Here is a 17,365-nt window from a genome sequence, read left to right on the forward strand (position 1 = left end):
GGGCCAGTTGTAGGGGAGTTTCTGTCTTAAGTCTCTGATTTTGCAGTAGTGAGCTACTTGCTGCTGTTCGGGTGCTCTGTTCGGTCTGGTCCTGAGTTGTCATCTCGGATCTTTGGGGCGAGCGCCACATCGCCATCTGCCGGCTCCCTGGAGTCGTTTTTGTATTGGCATTCGAGATTTTCTACAGAGATTTTCCAGTGTTTTTTTTGGGTTTGGGCCAGTCAGTTTCGGGCTTGCTTTGGGTGAGTCACGGGACGCTGTGATGGGAGAACTACGTCATGAGTGATGACGGTGTAAATGTGGGGCGTCGTCGATTTCTGACCGCTGCTACCTCTGTTGTGGGTGGCGCAGGTGCGGTCGGAGTCGCAGTACCTTTTGTCGCCTCCTGGAATCCGAGTGCCAAGGCGAAAGCTGCCGGCGCGCCGGTCAAGTACAATATCGGCAAGTTGGAGGCGGGCCAGATGGTCACCGTAGAGTGGCGAGGCAAGCCGGTCTACGTTGTGCGCCGCACCCAGGAGACGCTGGACAATCTGGTCAAAGTGGATCCGCTGCTGCGTGATCCCAAGTCTGCTGAGTCCAATCAGCCTGCGTACGTCGATCCCGAAAACCGTGCCATCAAGGCTCAGACTCTGGTTCTCGTCGGCCTCTGTACCCACCTGGGTTGTGCTCCGATGTATCGCCCGGAAGTTGGCGCGACCGATCTCGGCGGCAGCGAGTGGATGGGTGGCTTCTTCTGTCCCTGTCACGGTTCAAAATATGACCTGGCCGGCCGCGTCTACAAAGGTGTTCCCGCGCCGACCAACCTGGATGTGCCGCCTTACTCCTATGAGAGTGACGACGTGATCGTAATTGGTGTAGATCAGGAGGGCGCCGCATGAACTGGTTAACCGCATTGGGGGACTGGGTCGATCAGCGCCTGCCGATTTATCGCGCGTGGGACACCCACATGGGCAAGTACTACGCGCCCAAGAACTTTAACCTCTGGTATTTCTTCGGTGTGCTCTCCATGCTGGTTCTGGTGAACCAGCTGTTGACCGGCATCTGGCTGGTAATGAGCTACAACCCTTCCGCAGAAGGCGCCTTCGCCTCCGTTGAATACATCATGCGCGATGTGGATATGGGGTGGATTATCCGCTACCTGCACTCCACCGGTGCCTCCGCCTTCTTCGTGGTGGTGTATCTGCACATGTTCCGCGGCTTGATGTACGGCTCTTACAAGCCGCCGCGGGAGCTGGTGTGGATTTTCGGTATGTGTATCTACCTGGTACTGATGGCAGAAGCCTTCATGGGTTACGTACTGCCCTGGGGTCAGATGTCCTACTGGGGGGCCCAGGTGATCGTATCCCTATTCGGGGCCATTCCGGCAATCGGTGAGGACCTGGTGCAGTGGATTCGCGGTGACTACCTGATTTCCGGTATTACCCTCACGCGCTTCTTCTCTCTGCATGTCATCGCGCTGCCACTGGTGCTGGTACTGTTGGTGGTGCTGCACATTCTGGCGCTGCATGAGGTGGGTTCCAACAACCCGGACGGCATCGAGATCAAGAAAAACAAGGATGCGAACGGTGTGCCGCTGGACGGCGTGGCCTTCCATCCGTACTACACCGTGCACGATCTGGTGGGCGTAGCGGTGTTCCTGTTTGCCTTCTGTGTGGTGGTGTTCTTCTTCCCGGAAATGGGCGGTTTCTTCCTCGAGTACGCAAACTTCGAAGAGGCGAACCCGCTGAAGACTCCGGAGCACATTGCGCCGGTCTGGTACTTCACCCCGTTCTACGCAGTTCTGCGTGCGGTGACCATTGATATCGGCCCGCTGACGGCGAAGTTCCTCGGCCTGGTGGCCATGGGCGCCGCAATTGCTGTCCTGTTTGTACTGCCCTGGCTCGACAAGAGCCCGGTAAAGTCCATTCGCTATAAGGGCGCGTTGCCGAAGTTACTGTTGCTGGTGTTCGCTGCCATCTTCATCATCCTGGGTTACCTGGGTGTGAAGTCTCCGACTCCTGGACGTAACTTCCTGGCACAGGTAGCGACCCTGTTCTATTTCGCGTTCTTCGTGACCATGCCGATCTGGACCAATCCGACGACTCGCAAGACCATGGCTTCTTGGATTGTGAGTGGCGTATTCGGCGTGCTGTTCCTGTGGATGGCACTGGTGAACTGGAAAGCGAGCCTGTTTGTGTGCGTGCTTTCGCTGGTCTTCGCCGCCTTCTTTGCGGCGCTGCCCTGGTTGACCAACCGCGACGTGGTGCACCCGGAACCGTCCCGTGTAACCAGCCCCTCTGGCAGCAAGTCTTTCATTGTGCTGGTGGGCGGTATTATCGCGGTGCTGTTGATGACCTTCGTGCCGATCAAGGCCGTAGGTGCGGAAAGCTCCGTAGAGCTGGATTACATCAACATTGACCTGAACGACAAGCCGTCGCTCCAGCGTGGTGCCAAGTACTTCGTCAACTACTGCATGGGTTGCCACAGTGCCAACTTCTCCCGCTGGGAGCGGGTTGCCACGGATCTGGGTATCCCGAATGAGCTGATGACCGAGCACTTGGTGTTGGGCGACGACAAGATCGGTGACCTGATGGAAATCGCGATGAAGCCAGACGACTCTAAAGTCTGGTTTGGTGCCACCCCGCCGGATTTGACGCTGGTGGCCCGCGCGCGCTCTCCGGAATGGCTTTACACTTATCTGCGCAGTTTCTATAAGGATGACGGTCGCCCCACCGGCGTGAACAACAAAATCTTCCCGAATGTGGGTATGCCCCATGTTCTGATGGAGTTGCAGGGCCTTCCTGAGTGCGCCCCTGGCCCCAAGCGTGATCACGGTAAAGTGGTGCGCGATGAGCTGGGCAACCCGATCATGGACGCCGACTGTGGCAGCCTGAAAGTGGACAAGGTGAAGGGCTCAATGAGCGGCGAGGAGTATGATCAGGCGGTCTACGATCTGGTCAACTTCATGGAATACATCGCTGAACCCATGGCAGAAACCCGTAAACGCATCGGTTTCTACGTGTTGGCGTTCATCCTGGTATTCTTCATTTTTGCCTGGCTGCTGAATCGCGAATACTGGAAAGATATCCATCATTAAGCGATAGCCAGTGTGATTTTCCGGGTGGTGGGCCGCCGATATTCCGGTTGTGGCCCAACCGCCCGTTTTCCGTTTTTGAATGTGCGTCGGATTAATGCCGGCCAGTAATCGAGGTAGTTCCACAATGGGTGTGCCGACTAACAAGCGCTCCTCTATGACCTTCTTTTCCGATGGTCGTTGTCACTTCAGTCACCGGGTACGTATCGTATTGGCGGAAAAAGGTGTTTCCGTCGACATCATCGATGTCGACCCCGATGACAAGCCCGCAGAACTGGCTGATCTGAACCCCTACAACTCCCTGCCGACCCTGGTAGATCGCGATCTGGTGCTGTTTGAAACCAAGGTCATGATGGAGTATCTGGACGAACGTTTCCCGCATCCGCCACTGCTGCCGGTGTACCCGGTTGCCCGCGCCCAGAGCCGTCAAATCATGCACCGCATCGAGCGCGACTGGTGTCCGCTGGTCGACAAGATCCTGGCGGGTGGTAAAGATGTTGCGGCAGCGCGCAAAGAACTGCGTGACAGCCTGGCGGGTATCGCACCGATGTTCACCGATCTGCCTTACTTCTTTAACGAGGAGTTTTCACTGGTGGATTGTTGCATGGCCCCGCTGTTGTGGCGCCTTGATCAGCTGGAAATTGCTCTGCCAAAGACCAAGCAGATCAAACCTCTGCAGGACTACATGGATCGCCTGTTTGCCCGCGAAGCCTTCCAGCAGAGCCTGACCGAGTACGAGCGCGAAATGCGCGCCTGAGGTGCCTGATTGAACAAGCCGCCGATGACCTCCAATCGCCCGTATCTGTTGCGGGCGTTTTATGAGTGGATTACCGACAACAAGTGTACGCCCTACCTGTTGGTGGATACTCATCTGAACGGTGTGCTGGTACCGCAGCAGCATGTCAATGAAGATGGCCAGATAGTTCTGAATGTGTCCGAGTCCGCAGTAGCGGGGCTGACCATGGATAACTATGCTATTCGCTTCAATGCCCGCTTTGGTGGTGTGCCCACGGATATCCAGGTGCCTGTGGGTGCTGTAGTGGGTATATACGCCCGTGAAAATGGGCAGGGGATGGTGTTTGAGCCGGAAGAAACCCCGGAACCGCCAGAACCAACGCCGCCAACAACCCTCAAAAAGCCGGCCAAGAAGCCCTCTTTGCGGGTCGTCAAATAGACGGTAATTGACACGTAGTCAGTACAGCTGGGGCCCTGTAATCGCGGGGCCCTAGTCCTTTTTCCTTCCCGCCTATCTTTCACAAAACTCCTCGCCCCTCTCCCTGGCGTAAAAACTGACGCCTGAATCCTGTTATTGATTGGTGAATTGTCAGTACCCTTCCGATACTGCAAACAAGCTGTGTGCAGGAGAGGGATCCGCGTGAAATTATTGAGTCATACTATCGGTATATTTACCAACCCGGACAAAGAGTGGCGGGCCATTCGGGCCGACAAGCACTCGTTTGTACAGGTCTTCCTCAGCCATGTGCCGATACTGGCATTGATTCCCTGTGTTGCCGGATATATCGGTGTTACGCATTTCGGGTTCGAGCTGGGCGGCCATGTTGCCAAGCTCACGCCGAAAAGCGCGGGCTATCTCGCGGTGGTTACTTATATCGCGCTTCTGGTGGGGATTTATCTGGTTGGAGAATTCATCAACTGGATGGCGAAAGCCTACGGCGTCGAAGGCGATGAGCCGACGCGGCACTACGAAGGTACTGCGCTGGCGGTGTTTATTACTACCCCGGTGTTGCTGGCCGGTATCGTTATGCTGTACCCGCATTTGTGGCTGGTCGTGACGGTGATGGGGCTGGCCGGGCTCTACTCGGTTTACCTGCTCTATGAAGGTATCCCTATCTTGATGAACATGAGCAAGGAGCGCGCATTTCTTTACGCGAGTGCGGTACTGACGGTGGGATTGGTCATGATGGTGACCGTCATGATTTGCTCCGTCATCATCTGGACCATGGGTGTAGGCCCGGTCTATCAACACGACTACTAGCCATGGTTTGCGGGCTTAACAGGTATTGGCAGCGGGCTGCGTAAACGGCACTTGTGGACTGCTGTCGTCAGCTGTTGAGAGCGGCGGCATGGGGCAATCCAAACAGTCCGCCAGTGCGCGTAACAATTCAATTTCCCGGGCCTGGATGACGTTGTCATGGGTCAGGGTGGTCGCCAGGGCTTTTAACAGCGCCGGCTTTTTCAGTGGCGCTGTGGCGCAGGCGATCATCAGCGCCTTGTCGAGCCGTTGCAGTGTGATATCTGAGGAAGTCGGCAGCGGCGTTATCGAGAGATTCAGTGCCGTCATTCCCGCTTCGTAGGCACGTTTTGCCGGTAAATAGTCGGGGCTACCCGTGTGTGCCATGGCTGCCAGCAAAAAGCGCTGGGCATCTCCCAGTGCGTTCGCGTGGTTGTGTTTGTCCGAAGCGATGCGCTGCCGATCCGGGTTGCTTTCCAGTGCGTGCACTAATACCCGGTACAGGGCCCATTCCCGGATTTCCAGTTCCCCATTCGCGCGGATCAATTTAATCACATTGCGTTTAAAGATCTGGTATTGCTGAGGTGCCAGGGCTTTCAGTGCCGGGATGCTCAGGTCCAGCAGGGGGAGCCGGAAGTGGGGCGGGAGTTCCGTCAGCACAGGTTGCAGTTGTCTGAATTCCCTGACCACCGCCGGGTGCGCAATGTTTTCCAGCAGCAATTGCTGCTCCTGGCGATGTGCCACTTCCTTTTCATTGCCTGCTGATGCATCTGTGGTGCCAGCGGCTATTAGCAGTCCGTATACCAGGGCACGGGCGGCAAATGGGTCCTGAGCGGCCTGGTGCAGCGGTGAAGGAACTGATGCCAGCAGCTTGCGCCCATATTCCATCTGCTGCCCGTCGGGGCTTCCGATGCGATTATCCACGGCGTCGATTAGCTGCTCGAATGGTACAGCCGGGGCTATTCCCATCATCTGTATGTTCTGCGACCGGTGCATTTGCCTTTCCACAGGTTCACTGGTGAGCGTGTGACCGGGTGTCTGACTGGCTGAGAGGTAATAGCCATTCCACTGCGGGTCCAGTCGCAGGATACGATCTGGAAGTGGTGGGTGGGTAGCAAGTAAATCGCTAAAAACGCGTCTCAAAACCCCCTGCTGAGCACAGGCAAAGTACATGTGGCTGAACTCGCTGGCATTGGCAATCGTCAGGCTGGCTCCCTGTGAGTGGTGGCCAATTTTCTTCAGCGCACCAGCGATCCCCTGATGGTTACGGGTGAACTGCACCGCAGAAGCATCCGCAAGATACTCCCGCTGCCGGTTCATGGCCGATTTGATCAGTGTGCCGAAAAAGGTCCCGGTATAACCGATTAGTATGAGCCCGGCGCCGATACCGAATAACAGTGGCTGTCCGCGCTTGCGACGGTTTCCCCAGGCCGAGCCTCGCAGTAACCAGGTGCCCAGAAGGCCGATAAACAGGATGCCATGGAGCAGCCCCACGATACGGAGGTTGAGGCGGGTATCACCGTTGAAGATATGGCTGAATTCGTGGGCAACCACGCCCTGTAACTCGTCCCGGCTGAGTTGCTCGATGCAGCCCCGGGTCAGGCCGATCACTGCGTCAGAGGGCTTGTAACCGGCAGCGAATGCGTTGATGGCCGGGTCATCGAGGATGTACACATCGGGCACGGGCGTGCCCGATGCCAGCGCCATTTCTTCCACCACATTGAGTGCGCGCCGCTCGGCCTGATTTCGGGGGGCGATATTGATCTGGCGTCCACCGAGGGATTCGGCCACGGCCCGGCCTCCGGCGGCCAGTTGATGCAGGCGGTACAGGCTGGCAAGGGTGATAATTGCCACAATGGTCACGGCAACGCCGGCGACGGTTTCCCGGTCAAGTGCAGTCATCAGTGCTGCGGGAGAGAGGGGCTGCATCTGCGAGAAATTGCTTATAAAGGCAATAAACAGCGTGGTAATCGTGATCAGCCCGAGGACTGCGGAAAGAAACAGGGCGATCAGTAGCAGCGTATTGCGGCGCGCTTTGTCCTGGTGTTCAAAGAAATTCATTGGGGTTGGTCAGAACTCTACTCTGGGCGCTGCCTGGAAAGTTTCGGCGCCCGCGAATTCCAGCAGCTTGCCGTTCTGGCGGTGGCCGAAAAAACCCGCGAAGAACACCGGCGGAAAGCTCTGCCGGAATATGTTGTAGCTGGTGACACTGTCGTTGAAGGCCTGGCGCGCGAAGGACACCTTGTTTTCGGTACTGGTCAGCTCTTCCATCACTTGTTGAATGGTCTGGTTGGCTTTGAGGTCCGGATAAGCCTCCATCACCACGTTCAGGCGTCCCAGGGCATTGGTCAACACGCCTTCCGCTTTACCCAGGTCGGTGATGGCTGCTGCTGAGCCGGGATTACTGGTGGCCGCTTTGAGTCCGGCGAGCGCTGAGTTACGGGCGCTGATGACGGCTTCCAGGGTCTCCCGCTCGTGCTTGAGGTAGCGTTTGGCGGATTCCACCAGGTTTGGGATCAGGTCGTATCGCCGCTTGAGCTGCACTTCGATTTGCGCAAAGGCGTTTTCATAGCGGTGTTTGAGAGAGACCAGCTTGTTGTAAATACTGGTGATGTAAAACGCCAGGGCAGCCAATGCCACCAGCCAGATGATGGTTGAGGTTTCCATGGATTTCCCCCGGTAGTCGGTTTGGTTGCCCGATGTATTCTTTATCGCTGTGTCGGCGGCGACTGGCAGTTGCCAGCCCGAGTTCAGGCTGTTGTTACGAGTTCAGACTGTTGTGAAAAGTCAGTGAACTTGGCCGGAATCGGGTTATCCCGATATTGCGTCAAATACTACCATGCGAAATGGCCTCGAATTTGGCCGTTTCGCCACCGGTTACAACGAAAGGTGGATAGCCACCGGGCGGGGCTGCTGGGGTATAATTCGCCGCGAAATGACGAAACACCGAAATACTGGTCAGCCCATAGGGGTGGTTACCGTTAAATCTGGAGTAAGTACAGCATGAGCGATCAAGTCACTGACCAAGTGGTCATAGTTGGTATTTCCCGTACGCCCATGGGGGCAATGCAGGGTGCACTCTCTGGCCTCAGCGCACCGGAACTGGGTGCGGTTGCCATTCGTGGTGCCCTGGCGGATGCTGGCGTGAGTGCGAAGGATGTCGACGAAGTGCTGTTCGGCTGTGTACTGCCTGCTGGCCTCGGCCAGGCGCCTGCGCGCCAGGCGGCACTGGGCGCAGGTATTCCTGAGGCGACCCCGACGACCACGGTCAACAAGGTGTGTGGTTCCGGCATGAAAACCGTAATGATGGCACGCAATGCGTTGCTGTCGGGCGACGCCAAAGTGGTGGTGGCCGGCGGTATGGAAAGCATGAGCAATGCGCCTTACCTGCTGTCGAAGGCCCGTGGTGGAATGCGCCTCGGTCACGGTGAAGTTCTGGACCATATGTTTACCGACGGCCTGGAGAACGCCTACGACGGCCAATTGATGGGTAATTTTGCCGAGTGCACCGCCGACAAGTATGGCTTTACCCGGGAAGAGCAGGATGCTTTCGCTCTGGAATCCCTGGCGCGGGCCAATGCCGCCATTGAATCCGGCGCTTTCGAGCGGGAGATTTCCCCGGTAACCGTGTCTACCCGTAAAGGCGAAATCCAGGTCTCCGTCGACGAAGGGCCCGGCAGCGCGCGTCCGGACAAGATTCCGCAATTGCGCCCGGCCTTCCGCAAGGATGGCACTGTGACTGCCGCCAACGCCAGTTCCATTTCCGATGGCGCGGCGGCTCTGGTACTGATGCGCGAGAGCGAAGCCAAGGCCCGCGGTCTCAACGTACTGGCGGTGCTGCGCGGCCAGAGTCAGTTTGCCCACGAACCGGAATGGTTTACCACGGCACCGGTGTCGGCTATGTCCAACCTGCTGAAAAATGTTGGTTGGAATGCGGGTGATGTGGACCTGTTTGAGGTCAATGAGGCCTTTGCGGTCGTGACCATGGCGGCGATGCGCGATCTGGAGCTGCCGCACAACAAGGTTAACGTCAATGGCGGCGCCTGTGCGCTGGGCCATCCGCTGGGCGCCAGTGGTGCTCGCGTAATTGTTACGCTGCTTGCCGCACTGGAAAGTCGCGACCTGAAGAAAGGTGTGGCGAGCCTGTGTATCGGCGGTGGCGAAGCCACGGCAATCGCGATCGAGCGCCCCTAGTCGAGTATCCCTAGCCGAGCACTTCTTGTAAAAGTAAGGTCGCGAGGCTACTTGAGCCGAAACAAAAAACGGAGGCATTTGCCTCCGTTTTTTTATGCCAGAAAATGGGCTTGTTCAGTCGATGTATTCCACGGCTTTCACTACTTTCTGTACACCGCCTACGGTGCGTGCCACTTCCGCAGCATTCTCCGCTTCCTGGCGAGTAAGCAGTCCCATCAGGTAAACGACACCGTTTTCGGTCACGACCTTGATGCGGCCACTGTCAATTTCCTTGTCGGCCAGCAGTACGCCTTTGACCTTGGACGTCAGCCAGGTATCACTGGTGCGGGCAAGGAAAGAGGTAGTGCCGCGCACCTGAATTTCATTGTATACCTGGCGCACAGAGTGTACCTGCTGCGCGGTGCGTCCGGCCAGATTGCGCAGGTCGTTATCGGGCACCTGACCGGTGAGCAGGATGACACCATTGAAGGCGACTACATCGATATTGGCATTTTTAAGGCCGGCGTGGGCTTTGCCAATATTCACCTTGGTAATCGTTTCCAGCTGTTGGTCATCAATAAAAGTACCAAAGCTGCGTTCGCCCGGGTCGGGCTGGATGGGGCCGTCGTGGGTGGCGTCCAGTACGGTGGCACAACCGCCGACCAGCGCGATTGCGCAGGCGGCAGCGGTCAATTTGCATAGATGCATGAAGGAGATGTGACGCCTCGTCGGGTGTTTTGTTTGCATGAATTAGTCCTCGTATCCGCCAAACAGGCTGCTGTCGATCAGGTCGCACAGGCAGAACAGGGTTAACAGGTGAACCTGGTGTACTTCTGAGGCTACCAGTGACGGCACGCATAGCTCGATATCGTGCACGTCCAGCAGGGCGGTGCAGTCGCCGTCGCCTTCGCCGCCGGTTAGGGCGAGTACACCCATATCTCGATCGTGGGCAGCGCGAACCGCCTGTACCAGGTTGGAGTCGCGGCCATCGGTACTGATGATTACCAGCAAGTCGCCGGGCTGGCCCAAAGCGCGTACCTGGCGAGCGAAGGACTCAGCGCGTCCGTGATTACGCGATACCGTACTGGTAGTGATGGCGTCGCCGTTCAGTGCCAGTGCGGGCAATCCCGGGCGCTCCCGCTCAAAACCGCCCATCAGTTGCGCGGAAAAACTTTGGGCCAGCGCACCGCTGAGCCCATTGCCACAGATCAGGAGCTTATTTTCGGCCAGCAGCGTATGCACGATCATTTCGCTGGCTTCGGCAATCAAAGGAGCCAAAAGTTCACCGGCATTCATGGTTGCTTCAATGCTGTGGTGAAACAGGGTTACAACTCTTTGTTCCATTTACTCTGTGGTTTCCGTTTGGGTGAGCCTATTGCCCGAAGGCGTTTTGTATCCAGTCTACGCTCAGTGTTTTGCTATTTGGCGCCGGTTCGATGGTGATCACATCAAACCGGCAGGGGCAATCTATTTTGCGATACTGCAGGTAACCGTTGGCCGTTGCCAGCAATTTGCGCTGCTTGCGAAAGTCCACCGATGCACCGGCACCACCAAACTGGTGATAGCGACGATAGCGCACCTCGATAAATATCAACGTGGCCCCGTCACGGGCAATCAGGTCTATCTCGCCAAAACGCCCACGAAAATTACGCTCCACAATACGCAGGCCGGCACGAACCAAATGGCGTTCCGCCAGCGCTTCCATTTCGCTACCGACGCTAGTGGTTTTGCGCCCGTTTTTGTGTGCAGCTTTGTGTGTGTCGTTCTCGATATTTTTCGTATCCATAAAATTCCCTTTCTATGGATGGTTCTGGATTAGTCCACCTGTACGCGATCGTCCGACAGCGGTGTGCTGTTTTCCGCTGACGTAATCGGTACCGGGGCGCCCTTGTCGATTTTTGCCCAGATCTGTTCGCGCACGATGCGGCCATCCGCGCTCAGACTGAGAGCGCCAGTCAGGCCGTAGACCTGCTGGTTGGGGAATTGGCGCAGCATTGGCAGGCGAGGGTAGAGGCGGAATGCATCGGCGCCCAGCGCGTAAAGGCGTGCAAAGGCCGGCGCAGGGGCAGCCTGTTTGACAATGTTCTGCTTGGTCTGATTGTCGTCTTCAAACAGCCACGGCAGTGCGGTAAAGCGCACACCGTTGATGTCGCGGTCCCGCTGGCGATCGATACTGCCGGCAAAAATTTGCGAGGTGGAATACACCGGCAGTTCGCCCGCGTAAAAGAAGGACAGCATGGGTTTGATCTGGCGCGCTTGCTGGGGTTGGGCCAGTACAAACAGCATGTCGACATCGCCCCGTCGACGCGGGGTAAATTTGAGCGGAGAAGCGAGCTTGCTACGCAATTCCTGCTCACGACTTTTGCTGTCGGGAATCAGAAGGGCGTCGCTCACCAGCTGGGAAAAATTGGTGTTGTCCCGGTAATTGCGGCTCACGCTGACGCTGCCGCCAAGGTTGTTCCACTCCGCGGTGAAGGCTTCCAGTCCGCGCTGCCCCCAACTGGATTCCGGGGCCAGGATCATGGCCTGACGGTGACCCTGGCGATAGGCCTGGCGGGCGACCTGGCGAGCTTCGTCTTCGATGGCGAGGCCAAATTGCACCAGGTCATCGGTCAGGCGACCTTCGTCACCATAATTCAGTGCCAGTGTGGGTACCGGCAGTTTTTCTGTGGCCAGCAGGTTGGCTACCTTGCTCTTGTCCAGCGGGCCGACAATGGCCTGAGCGCCGTTGTTGATGGCGGTCTGGTAAATCTCGTCAAATGGCTGGTTGCTGCCGGTGTCGTAGACCTGCACCTGCGGAGTGGGTGCGCCGGCATCGAGCGCGCTGTAGTAAGCGGCCATAAAGCCATCGCGGATGGCTCGCCCGGCAGACCCCAGGGAGCCGGAAAGTGGTAGCAGCAGGGCGACATTCTGCGCGCGTTGGGAGGCGAGGCGTTCCAGTAATTGCAGTGCTTGCGGTGGGTGCGAGACGGCAGTGTGGCTGGGCCACTGCTGGCGCCAGCGACTGAGAGAGGTCAGTTGGCTGCTGATATCCGCCTGGGTGTCGCGGCCGAGCAGCGCCAGTTGATACCAGGCGCGCATTTTAGAGTCCAGGCTCTCGTCCGCGCGCTGGCGCAGCTCACTGGACGGCAACTGGGTCAGCAATTGCCACAGGCCGTCGTTATTGGCGTAGATGGCGGCATCATCCTGGGCGATGGCGGAAATGCGCTGGCGCTCGGCGATGCCACTGTCGATATCGCCCATCAGGCTCCACAGGTCCGCCCGCAGATTGCGCAGGGGGAGCGCCGTCGCTGCCGGAATCTGGTGCCAGGCCTGCTCCAGGCGCGGTGCGCTCACCAGGTCGAGGGCCACGAAGAAGTCGTCATCGGCGGCCAGGGCGCCACCGTAAACCTGGGCGTACTTGGCGTACTCGATATCGGTCAATTGCGCGGCATCGATGTTGCTGGCGGCTTGGCGAGCCGTCGCGTTCTCGCCCAGAGTGTATAGAATGGCGGCCGCTTGCAGTTGCGCCTGGTCTCTTTCCGGCGACTGCAGTTGTTTGGCATTGTTCAGCAGGCGGATGGCACTCTGCCGGTCCGCGGTGGCTACATTGCTGGTATCGGCTGGTATCTGGGCGCCGGGCTCAGAGCTCGGTGTCTGACAGCCGGCCAGGGTCACCGCCAGCAGGCTGGCAGCGAGACCGTTGATCATGAAGGGGATGCGCCGGTTCAGGGCGGACATATTCTTCTCCCACAAAACTTATTCTGGAGTGAACTATGGGGCTGGATACAGCAGTGCTATATATCGTCGCGACGCCCATTGGCAATTTGGCGGATATGGTACCGCGAGCGGTCGAAGTTCTACAATCCGTGGATCTGGTGGCGGCGGAAGACACCCGTCACAGTCAGCGACTTTTTTCCCACTTTTCCATCGATACCCCTCTGGTGGCTTACCACGACCACTCCGATGACCAGCGAACCAGCAAAATCCTGGAGCGACTGGAATCTGGACAAAATGTGGCGCTGATCTCCGATGCGGGCACCCCACTGATCTCCGACCCCGGATACCGGCTGGTACGCGAGGCCCGCGAACGGGGCTTTGCGGTGGTCCCCATCCCTGGTCCCTGCGCCTTTGTGGCGGCACTTTCCGCCGCGGGTCTGCCCAGTGACCGCTTTTCCTTTGAGGGTTTCCTGCCCGCCAAGCCGCTGGCACGGGAGAAGGCGCTACAGGCGCTCGCCGGTGAGTCTCGCACCATGGTCTTTTACGAGGCGCCGCACCGGGTGCTGGATACCCTGGCAGCCATGCGCGACTGCTTCGGCGGCGAGCGCGAGGCAGTGATCGCGCGGGAGATCAGTAAGGCGTTTGAGACCATACACCTGCTGCCTCTGGACGAGCTGGTGGATTGGGTCGCTGCCGACAGCAATCAGCAGCGCGGGGAGATTGTGCTGCTGGTGCGGGGCGCAACCGAGGGGCGCGCTTCGGAGTTGGATGCCGAGTCAGAAAGAGTGATGACATTGCTGCTGGCCGAATTGCCGCCAAAGCGAGCGGCGGCAGTCGCCGCGGAAATTACCGGGGTAAACAAAAAGCTCCTTTACAACTGGTCGCTGGCGCAAAAGTAACCGCCTTTTGTCCTTGCAATAGGCGGGGGGCCTCATTACTCTTCGCGCCGAGTCAGCCAGGCAATCGCTGTTTCGTCGCTTTCGGGCGGTGAGGTGGAGGAAAGTCCGGGCTCCATAGGGTGGGACGCCAGGTAACGCCTGGGGGGCGCGAGCCTACGGAAAGTGCAGCAGAGAGTAGACCGCCGATGGCTTCCTCGGAAGCACAGGTAAGGGTGAAAGGGTGCGGTAAGAGCGCACCGCGCGACTGGTAACAGTTCGTGGCACGGTAAACCCCGTTCGGAGCAAGACCAAATAGGCCCCCAATAGCGAAAGCTTGTAGGTGTGACCCGCACTGGGGGCGGGTAGGTCGCTTGAGGTGTCTGGTGACAGGCATCCCAGATGAATGATTGTCCGCGACAGAACCCGGCTTATCGGCTGACTCACCTAATTCCGTATGATATCAATCGCGGCGCTTGCGCCGCTGATTGATTGCCTTCCCTGCGTGTGCTGATGGGTTACTTTTGTAGCAGCAGCCCGCACTCCCGGTGTTCCTCGCCCTTGGTTGGGTCGAAATACACATCATTGTCCGGCAGATCGTTTTCGTACACATATTCTTCCACGTCAATTTCCTTGAGGTGGAACATGGGCGCCACGCGGATGGTGCCGTGATTGCCCTTGGTGAAAATGTCGAGCCCCTTGCGGTGTGCATTCTGGTCGTGACGGATGCCGTTCAGCCATACGTCCGGCTTCAGTTCCTGCATGGCGCGATTGAATGGCTCCAGCTTGACGGTGCGGGAGAAGAAGTCGTGTTCCGGTGTGTCCAGGGGTGGAATGCCGCCGTATACCGCGTTGAAGTGGGCGGCAGACATCTTGGGTGAGAAGGTGTGCAGGTTCAGATCCAGCAGCTTGATCACATTCTCGATGTGGCGATAAGTCTCCGGGGTGTTGTAACCGTGATCTACCCAGATAACGGGGATGTCCGGCTTGGCGCGGGTCACCAGGTGCAAAAAGGCGATCGCCAGTGGGCGGAAGTTGGTGAAGACCACCGGGTTTTCCGCTTCTGCGATGGTGAACTGCATGATTTCACTGGGTTTGCAGCCTTTGAAGCGCTGGTTGAGCGCGTCCAGGTCGGCACCGTGATGAAAGGTGCGGCTGGCCGCGGTCTGCTTGCTCTGTGCTGCTGAAAGGCCCATGGTGGATTCCTGCTCGTTTACGGATAGGGCAAAGCTACAGCGACTTGTTGCCCATTAAAAATAATAAAAGCTGATTTTTATATATCCTCAGGTTCTAAGTTGTTGCTGTCATAGCCTTCCAGGGGTGCGGCGATCATCGGCTTGATGTCGTACCTCTAGTGGCTTGTGGCGGTATTGCTACCGGCTTTGTTAGTGCCTGCTCACTCTTTTCCTTTTCGTTTCCCGTCAGGGGGCTCCCTTTCAAACTTAATGTAACTTGTCAGCATGCATGAGTAAGTGCTTGCTTTGGTGTGAAATTGATCACCTGTCGCTTTGCCTGAAATGTGAACACTTCGCCTGTAGGCCGCGAAATTACTGGGCTTTTTCTCTTTTCCTTCGGTGGATTTCCTTGACTTTAGCCGGTCCAGATTTATAGTGTCGTAGGTGGAGAAAAGTGGATATTTGTGGGTCTTGGTGGAATCAAAGTGGTTGTGAGTGGTTGATCACGCACTTTTGACGGAGACCGGATGTGAATCGAACAAATTTTCACCTCCCTTGAAACATTTGAAGCAACCGGACCGCAGAAACTGATCCATGTATCTGGGTAGTCACGCAATCAATATGGACGCCAAGGGGCGTCTGGCCATTCCGGCACGAGTCCGCGACTCGCTGCTGGAAGATTGTGGTGGCCGGTTGGTCGTGACTGCGCATACGGAAGAGCGCTGCCTGCTCGTCTATCCAGAGGCGCAGTGGCGTGAAATTCTCCCTAAGATTGAGGCGCTGTCCAGCTTCAACAAAGTGGCCCGGCGGGCGCAGCGCCTGCTGATCGGTTATGCATGTGAGCTGCAGGTGGATACCAACGGCCGCGTGCTGATTCCGCCGACTCTGCGGGAGTACGCGGGCCTGGAGAAAAAGCTGATGCTGGTGGGGCAGGGCAAAAAGCTGGAGCTCTGGAGTGAAGAGCGCTGGATGGACTGGCTGGACGACAGTGAAGGCGATGGCGAGATGCCTGAAGAGATGGCATCTCTGTCCCTGTAACGTCGGCTGGCTGATTTACGGCTGGACTAGAGCCGGCTTAAACGAATTGAACGATAGTTGAGCTATCGCAGGAGAAACGGGTGTCCCAAGATCTGCATCGCAGTGTGTTGTTGCGCGAGGCTGTGGACGCCCTGGTGGTGGATCCTGAGGGTTTCTACATAGATGGCACCTTTGGTCGCGGCGGGCACAGTGCACTGGTGCTGGAGCGATTGGGGGAGTCAGGCCACCTGCTGGCGGTCGACAAGGATCCACAGGCGATCGCGTTCGCGAATAGCCGCTTTGCTGGAGAAAAGCGTTTTGAGATCTGGCATGGCTCTTTTGCGGATATGGATCAGGCCGCCGGAGAAATGGCGGGCAAGGTGACCGGCATTTTGTTGGACCTGGGGGTTTCCTCACCGCAGTTGGATCAGCCGGAGCGCGGTTTCAGTTTTATGCAGGATGGGCCGCTGGATATGCGCATGGACACCAGTCGCGGCATCAGTGCGGCGGACTGGGTCAACACTGAGTCGGAAGCGGAGCTGGTGCGGGTGTTTAAAGAATACGGTGAGGAGCGTTTTGCCCGCCGTATGGCTGGCGCGATCATCCGTCGCCGCGCCGAGCGACCCTTCGAACGGACTCTGGATCTGGCGGAGGTGGTCAAGGCAGCGAATCCGGCCTGGGAAAAAGGCAAGCACCCCGCCACCCGTGTGTTTCAGGCAATCCGGATTCATGTGAATGGTGAGCTGGATGATTTGCACCGGGTGCTGGATAAATCGCTGAAGCTGCTGAAGCCCGGTGGCCGTCTGGTAGTTATCAGCTTCCACTCGCTGGAAGACCGGATTGTGAAGCGGTTTATCCGCGAGCAGGAAAAGGGGCCGCAGTTGCCCCGGGGGCTGCCGGTGATGGACAGCCAGATCCGCAAAACCTTGCGCTCCGTGGGCAAGGCGGTCAAGGCGGAGGCGCAGGAAGTGGGTGACAACGTGCGTTCGCGCAGTGCCGTGATGCGCGTCGCCGAGCGCCTGGGTTGAGTGCGCAGTGGCGGGTAATAAATGGTTGCTGGCAGGGCTCTGGGGGTTGTTGATGGTGTCGGCCCTGGGAGTTGTGCACACAACGCAGCAGAGTCGGGCACTGACGGCAAAGCTGGAGCAGGCGCAACGTCATCGCGACGAGCTGCGCTACGAGCAGGAGCGTCTGCTGTTGGAGCGCGGCGCCTGGTCTGCCTACAGCCGAATTGAACAGATGGCAAAAGAAAAGTTGGATATGCGCGCACCGACGCCGGCCGAGCGGATTCTGGTGCCGGCGGGCCGCTAAACCTGAAAATGGCCGTTTGGGAGCAGATTGGAATAACTAAAACCGTCCCGGAGTAGGGGCGTCAATATAA

General features: G+C 57.7%; 17 protein-coding genes and 1 other RNA gene. 11 read left to right on the forward strand and 7 right to left on the reverse strand.

Annotation, left to right across the window (positions count from 1 at the left end):
• Window positions 1-278 precede the first annotated feature (278 nt).
• The 5 genes from petA (at window position 279) to GRX76_RS07920 (ending at window position 5,069) form a co-directional block, all read left to right on the forward strand.
• Window positions 279-878 carry a ubiquinol-cytochrome c reductase iron-sulfur subunit gene (gene petA, locus GRX76_RS07900; RefSeq protein ID WP_160152806.1) on the forward strand — a complete coding sequence of 200 codons (600 nt, stop codon included), beginning with the start codon at window positions 279-281 and terminating at the stop codon, window positions 876-878.
• On the forward strand, window positions 875-3,076 hold the full coding sequence (locus GRX76_RS07905) for a ubiquinol-cytochrome c reductase (RefSeq protein ID WP_160152807.1): 2,202 nt from the start codon (window positions 875-877) through the stop codon (window positions 3,074-3,076). Before petA ends, GRX76_RS07905 begins: the two co-directional genes overlap by 4 nt.
• 124 nt (window positions 3,077-3,200) lie before the next feature.
• A complete protein-coding gene (locus GRX76_RS07910) occupies window positions 3,201-3,830 on the forward strand; it encodes a glutathione S-transferase N-terminal domain-containing protein (RefSeq protein WP_160152808.1) in 630 nt (209 codons plus the stop codon).
• A gap of 24 nt (window positions 3,831-3,854) precedes the next feature.
• Window positions 3,855-4,247, forward strand: coding sequence for a ClpXP protease specificity-enhancing factor (locus GRX76_RS07915; protein ID WP_160154883.1), 393 nt, complete (start codon window positions 3,855-3,857; stop codon window positions 4,245-4,247).
• 201 nt (window positions 4,248-4,448) lie between these two features.
• Window positions 4,449-5,069 (forward strand): Yip1 family protein, encoded by a 621-nt coding sequence (locus tag GRX76_RS07920; RefSeq protein ID WP_160152809.1) that lies wholly within the window; start codon window positions 4,449-4,451, stop codon window positions 5,067-5,069.
• Between the two features lie 15 nt (window positions 5,070-5,084).
• On the opposite strand, the gene GRX76_RS07925 is transcribed toward GRX76_RS07920, so the two are convergent.
• Window positions 5,085-7,106, reverse strand: coding sequence for a M48 family metallopeptidase (locus GRX76_RS07925; protein ID WP_160152810.1), 2,022 nt, complete (start codon window positions 7,104-7,106; stop codon window positions 5,085-5,087).
• A gap of 9 nt (window positions 7,107-7,115) precedes the next feature.
• Entirely contained in the window at window positions 7,116-7,712 is a 597-nt protein-coding gene (locus GRX76_RS07930) for a LemA family protein (RefSeq protein WP_160152811.1), read from the reverse strand.
• Between the two features lie 336 nt (window positions 7,713-8,048).
• Between GRX76_RS07930 and GRX76_RS07935 the strand changes: the two genes are divergently transcribed.
• On the forward strand, window positions 8,049-9,239 hold the full coding sequence (locus tag GRX76_RS07935; RefSeq protein WP_160152812.1) for an acetyl-CoA C-acyltransferase: 1,191 nt from the start codon (window positions 8,049-8,051) through the stop codon (window positions 9,237-9,239).
• A 114-nt stretch (window positions 9,240-9,353) separates the two neighbouring features.
• Here the strand turns inward: GRX76_RS07935 and GRX76_RS07940 are convergent, their stop codons facing one another.
• The 4 genes from GRX76_RS07940 to GRX76_RS07955 are packed head-to-tail and all read right to left on the reverse strand — an operon-like array spanning window position 9,354 to window position 12,938.
• On the reverse strand, window positions 9,354-9,926 hold the full coding sequence (locus tag GRX76_RS07940) for a BON domain-containing protein (RefSeq protein WP_236250600.1): 573 nt from the start codon (window positions 9,924-9,926) through the stop codon (window positions 9,354-9,356).
• A 42-nt stretch (window positions 9,927-9,968) separates the two neighbouring features.
• Window positions 9,969-10,562 carry an SIS domain-containing protein gene (locus GRX76_RS07945; protein WP_160152814.1) on the reverse strand — a complete coding sequence of 198 codons (594 nt, stop codon included), beginning with the start codon at window positions 10,560-10,562 and terminating at the stop codon, window positions 9,969-9,971.
• Between the two features lie 28 nt (window positions 10,563-10,590).
• Window positions 10,591-11,004, reverse strand: a complete 414-nt coding sequence (locus GRX76_RS07950; protein ID WP_160152815.1) for a YraN family protein — start codon at window positions 11,002-11,004, stop codon at window positions 10,591-10,593.
• Window positions 11,005-11,033: 29 nt separating this feature from the next.
• Window positions 11,034-12,938: a penicillin-binding protein activator gene (locus GRX76_RS07955; protein WP_160152816.1), complete on the reverse strand. Its 1,905-nt coding sequence runs from the start codon at window positions 12,936-12,938 to the stop codon at window positions 11,034-11,036.
• A gap of 35 nt (window positions 12,939-12,973) precedes the next feature.
• Between GRX76_RS07955 and rsmI the strand changes: the two genes are divergently transcribed.
• Together rsmI and rnpB are read left to right on the forward strand one after the other, a co-directional pair.
• Window positions 12,974-13,816: a 16S rRNA (cytidine(1402)-2'-O)-methyltransferase gene (rsmI, locus tag GRX76_RS07960; RefSeq protein WP_160152817.1), complete on the forward strand. Its 843-nt coding sequence runs from the start codon at window positions 12,974-12,976 to the stop codon at window positions 13,814-13,816.
• A gap of 48 nt (window positions 13,817-13,864) precedes the next feature.
• An RNA gene (gene rnpB / locus GRX76_RS07965) (RNase P RNA component class A) lies at window positions 13,865-14,242 on the forward strand.
• 68 nt (window positions 14,243-14,310) lie between these two features.
• Here rnpB and GRX76_RS07970 read toward each other — a convergent pair.
• Window positions 14,311-14,988 (reverse strand): phosphoadenosine phosphosulfate reductase family protein, encoded by a 678-nt coding sequence (locus GRX76_RS07970; protein WP_160152818.1) that lies wholly within the window; start codon window positions 14,986-14,988, stop codon window positions 14,311-14,313.
• Window positions 14,989-15,561: 573 nt separating this feature from the next.
• Between GRX76_RS07970 and mraZ the strand changes: the two genes are divergently transcribed.
• The 3 genes from mraZ (at window position 15,562) to ftsL (ending at window position 17,295) form a co-directional block, all read left to right on the forward strand.
• Entirely contained in the window at window positions 15,562-16,005 is a 444-nt protein-coding gene (gene mraZ / locus GRX76_RS07975; protein ID WP_160152819.1) for a division/cell wall cluster transcriptional repressor MraZ, read from the forward strand.
• A gap of 80 nt (window positions 16,006-16,085) precedes the next feature.
• A complete protein-coding gene (rsmH, locus tag GRX76_RS07980; RefSeq protein WP_160152820.1) occupies window positions 16,086-17,012 on the forward strand; it encodes a 16S rRNA (cytosine(1402)-N(4))-methyltransferase RsmH in 927 nt (308 codons plus the stop codon).
• A gap of 7 nt (window positions 17,013-17,019) precedes the next feature.
• Window positions 17,020-17,295: a cell division protein FtsL gene (gene ftsL / locus GRX76_RS07985; protein ID WP_160152821.1), complete on the forward strand. Its 276-nt coding sequence runs from the start codon at window positions 17,020-17,022 to the stop codon at window positions 17,293-17,295.
• Window positions 17,296-17,365 lie beyond the last annotated feature (70 nt).

The organism is Microbulbifer sp. ALW1 (assembly GCF_009903625.1).
GTDB lineage: Bacteria > Pseudomonadota > Gammaproteobacteria > Pseudomonadales > Cellvibrionaceae > Microbulbifer.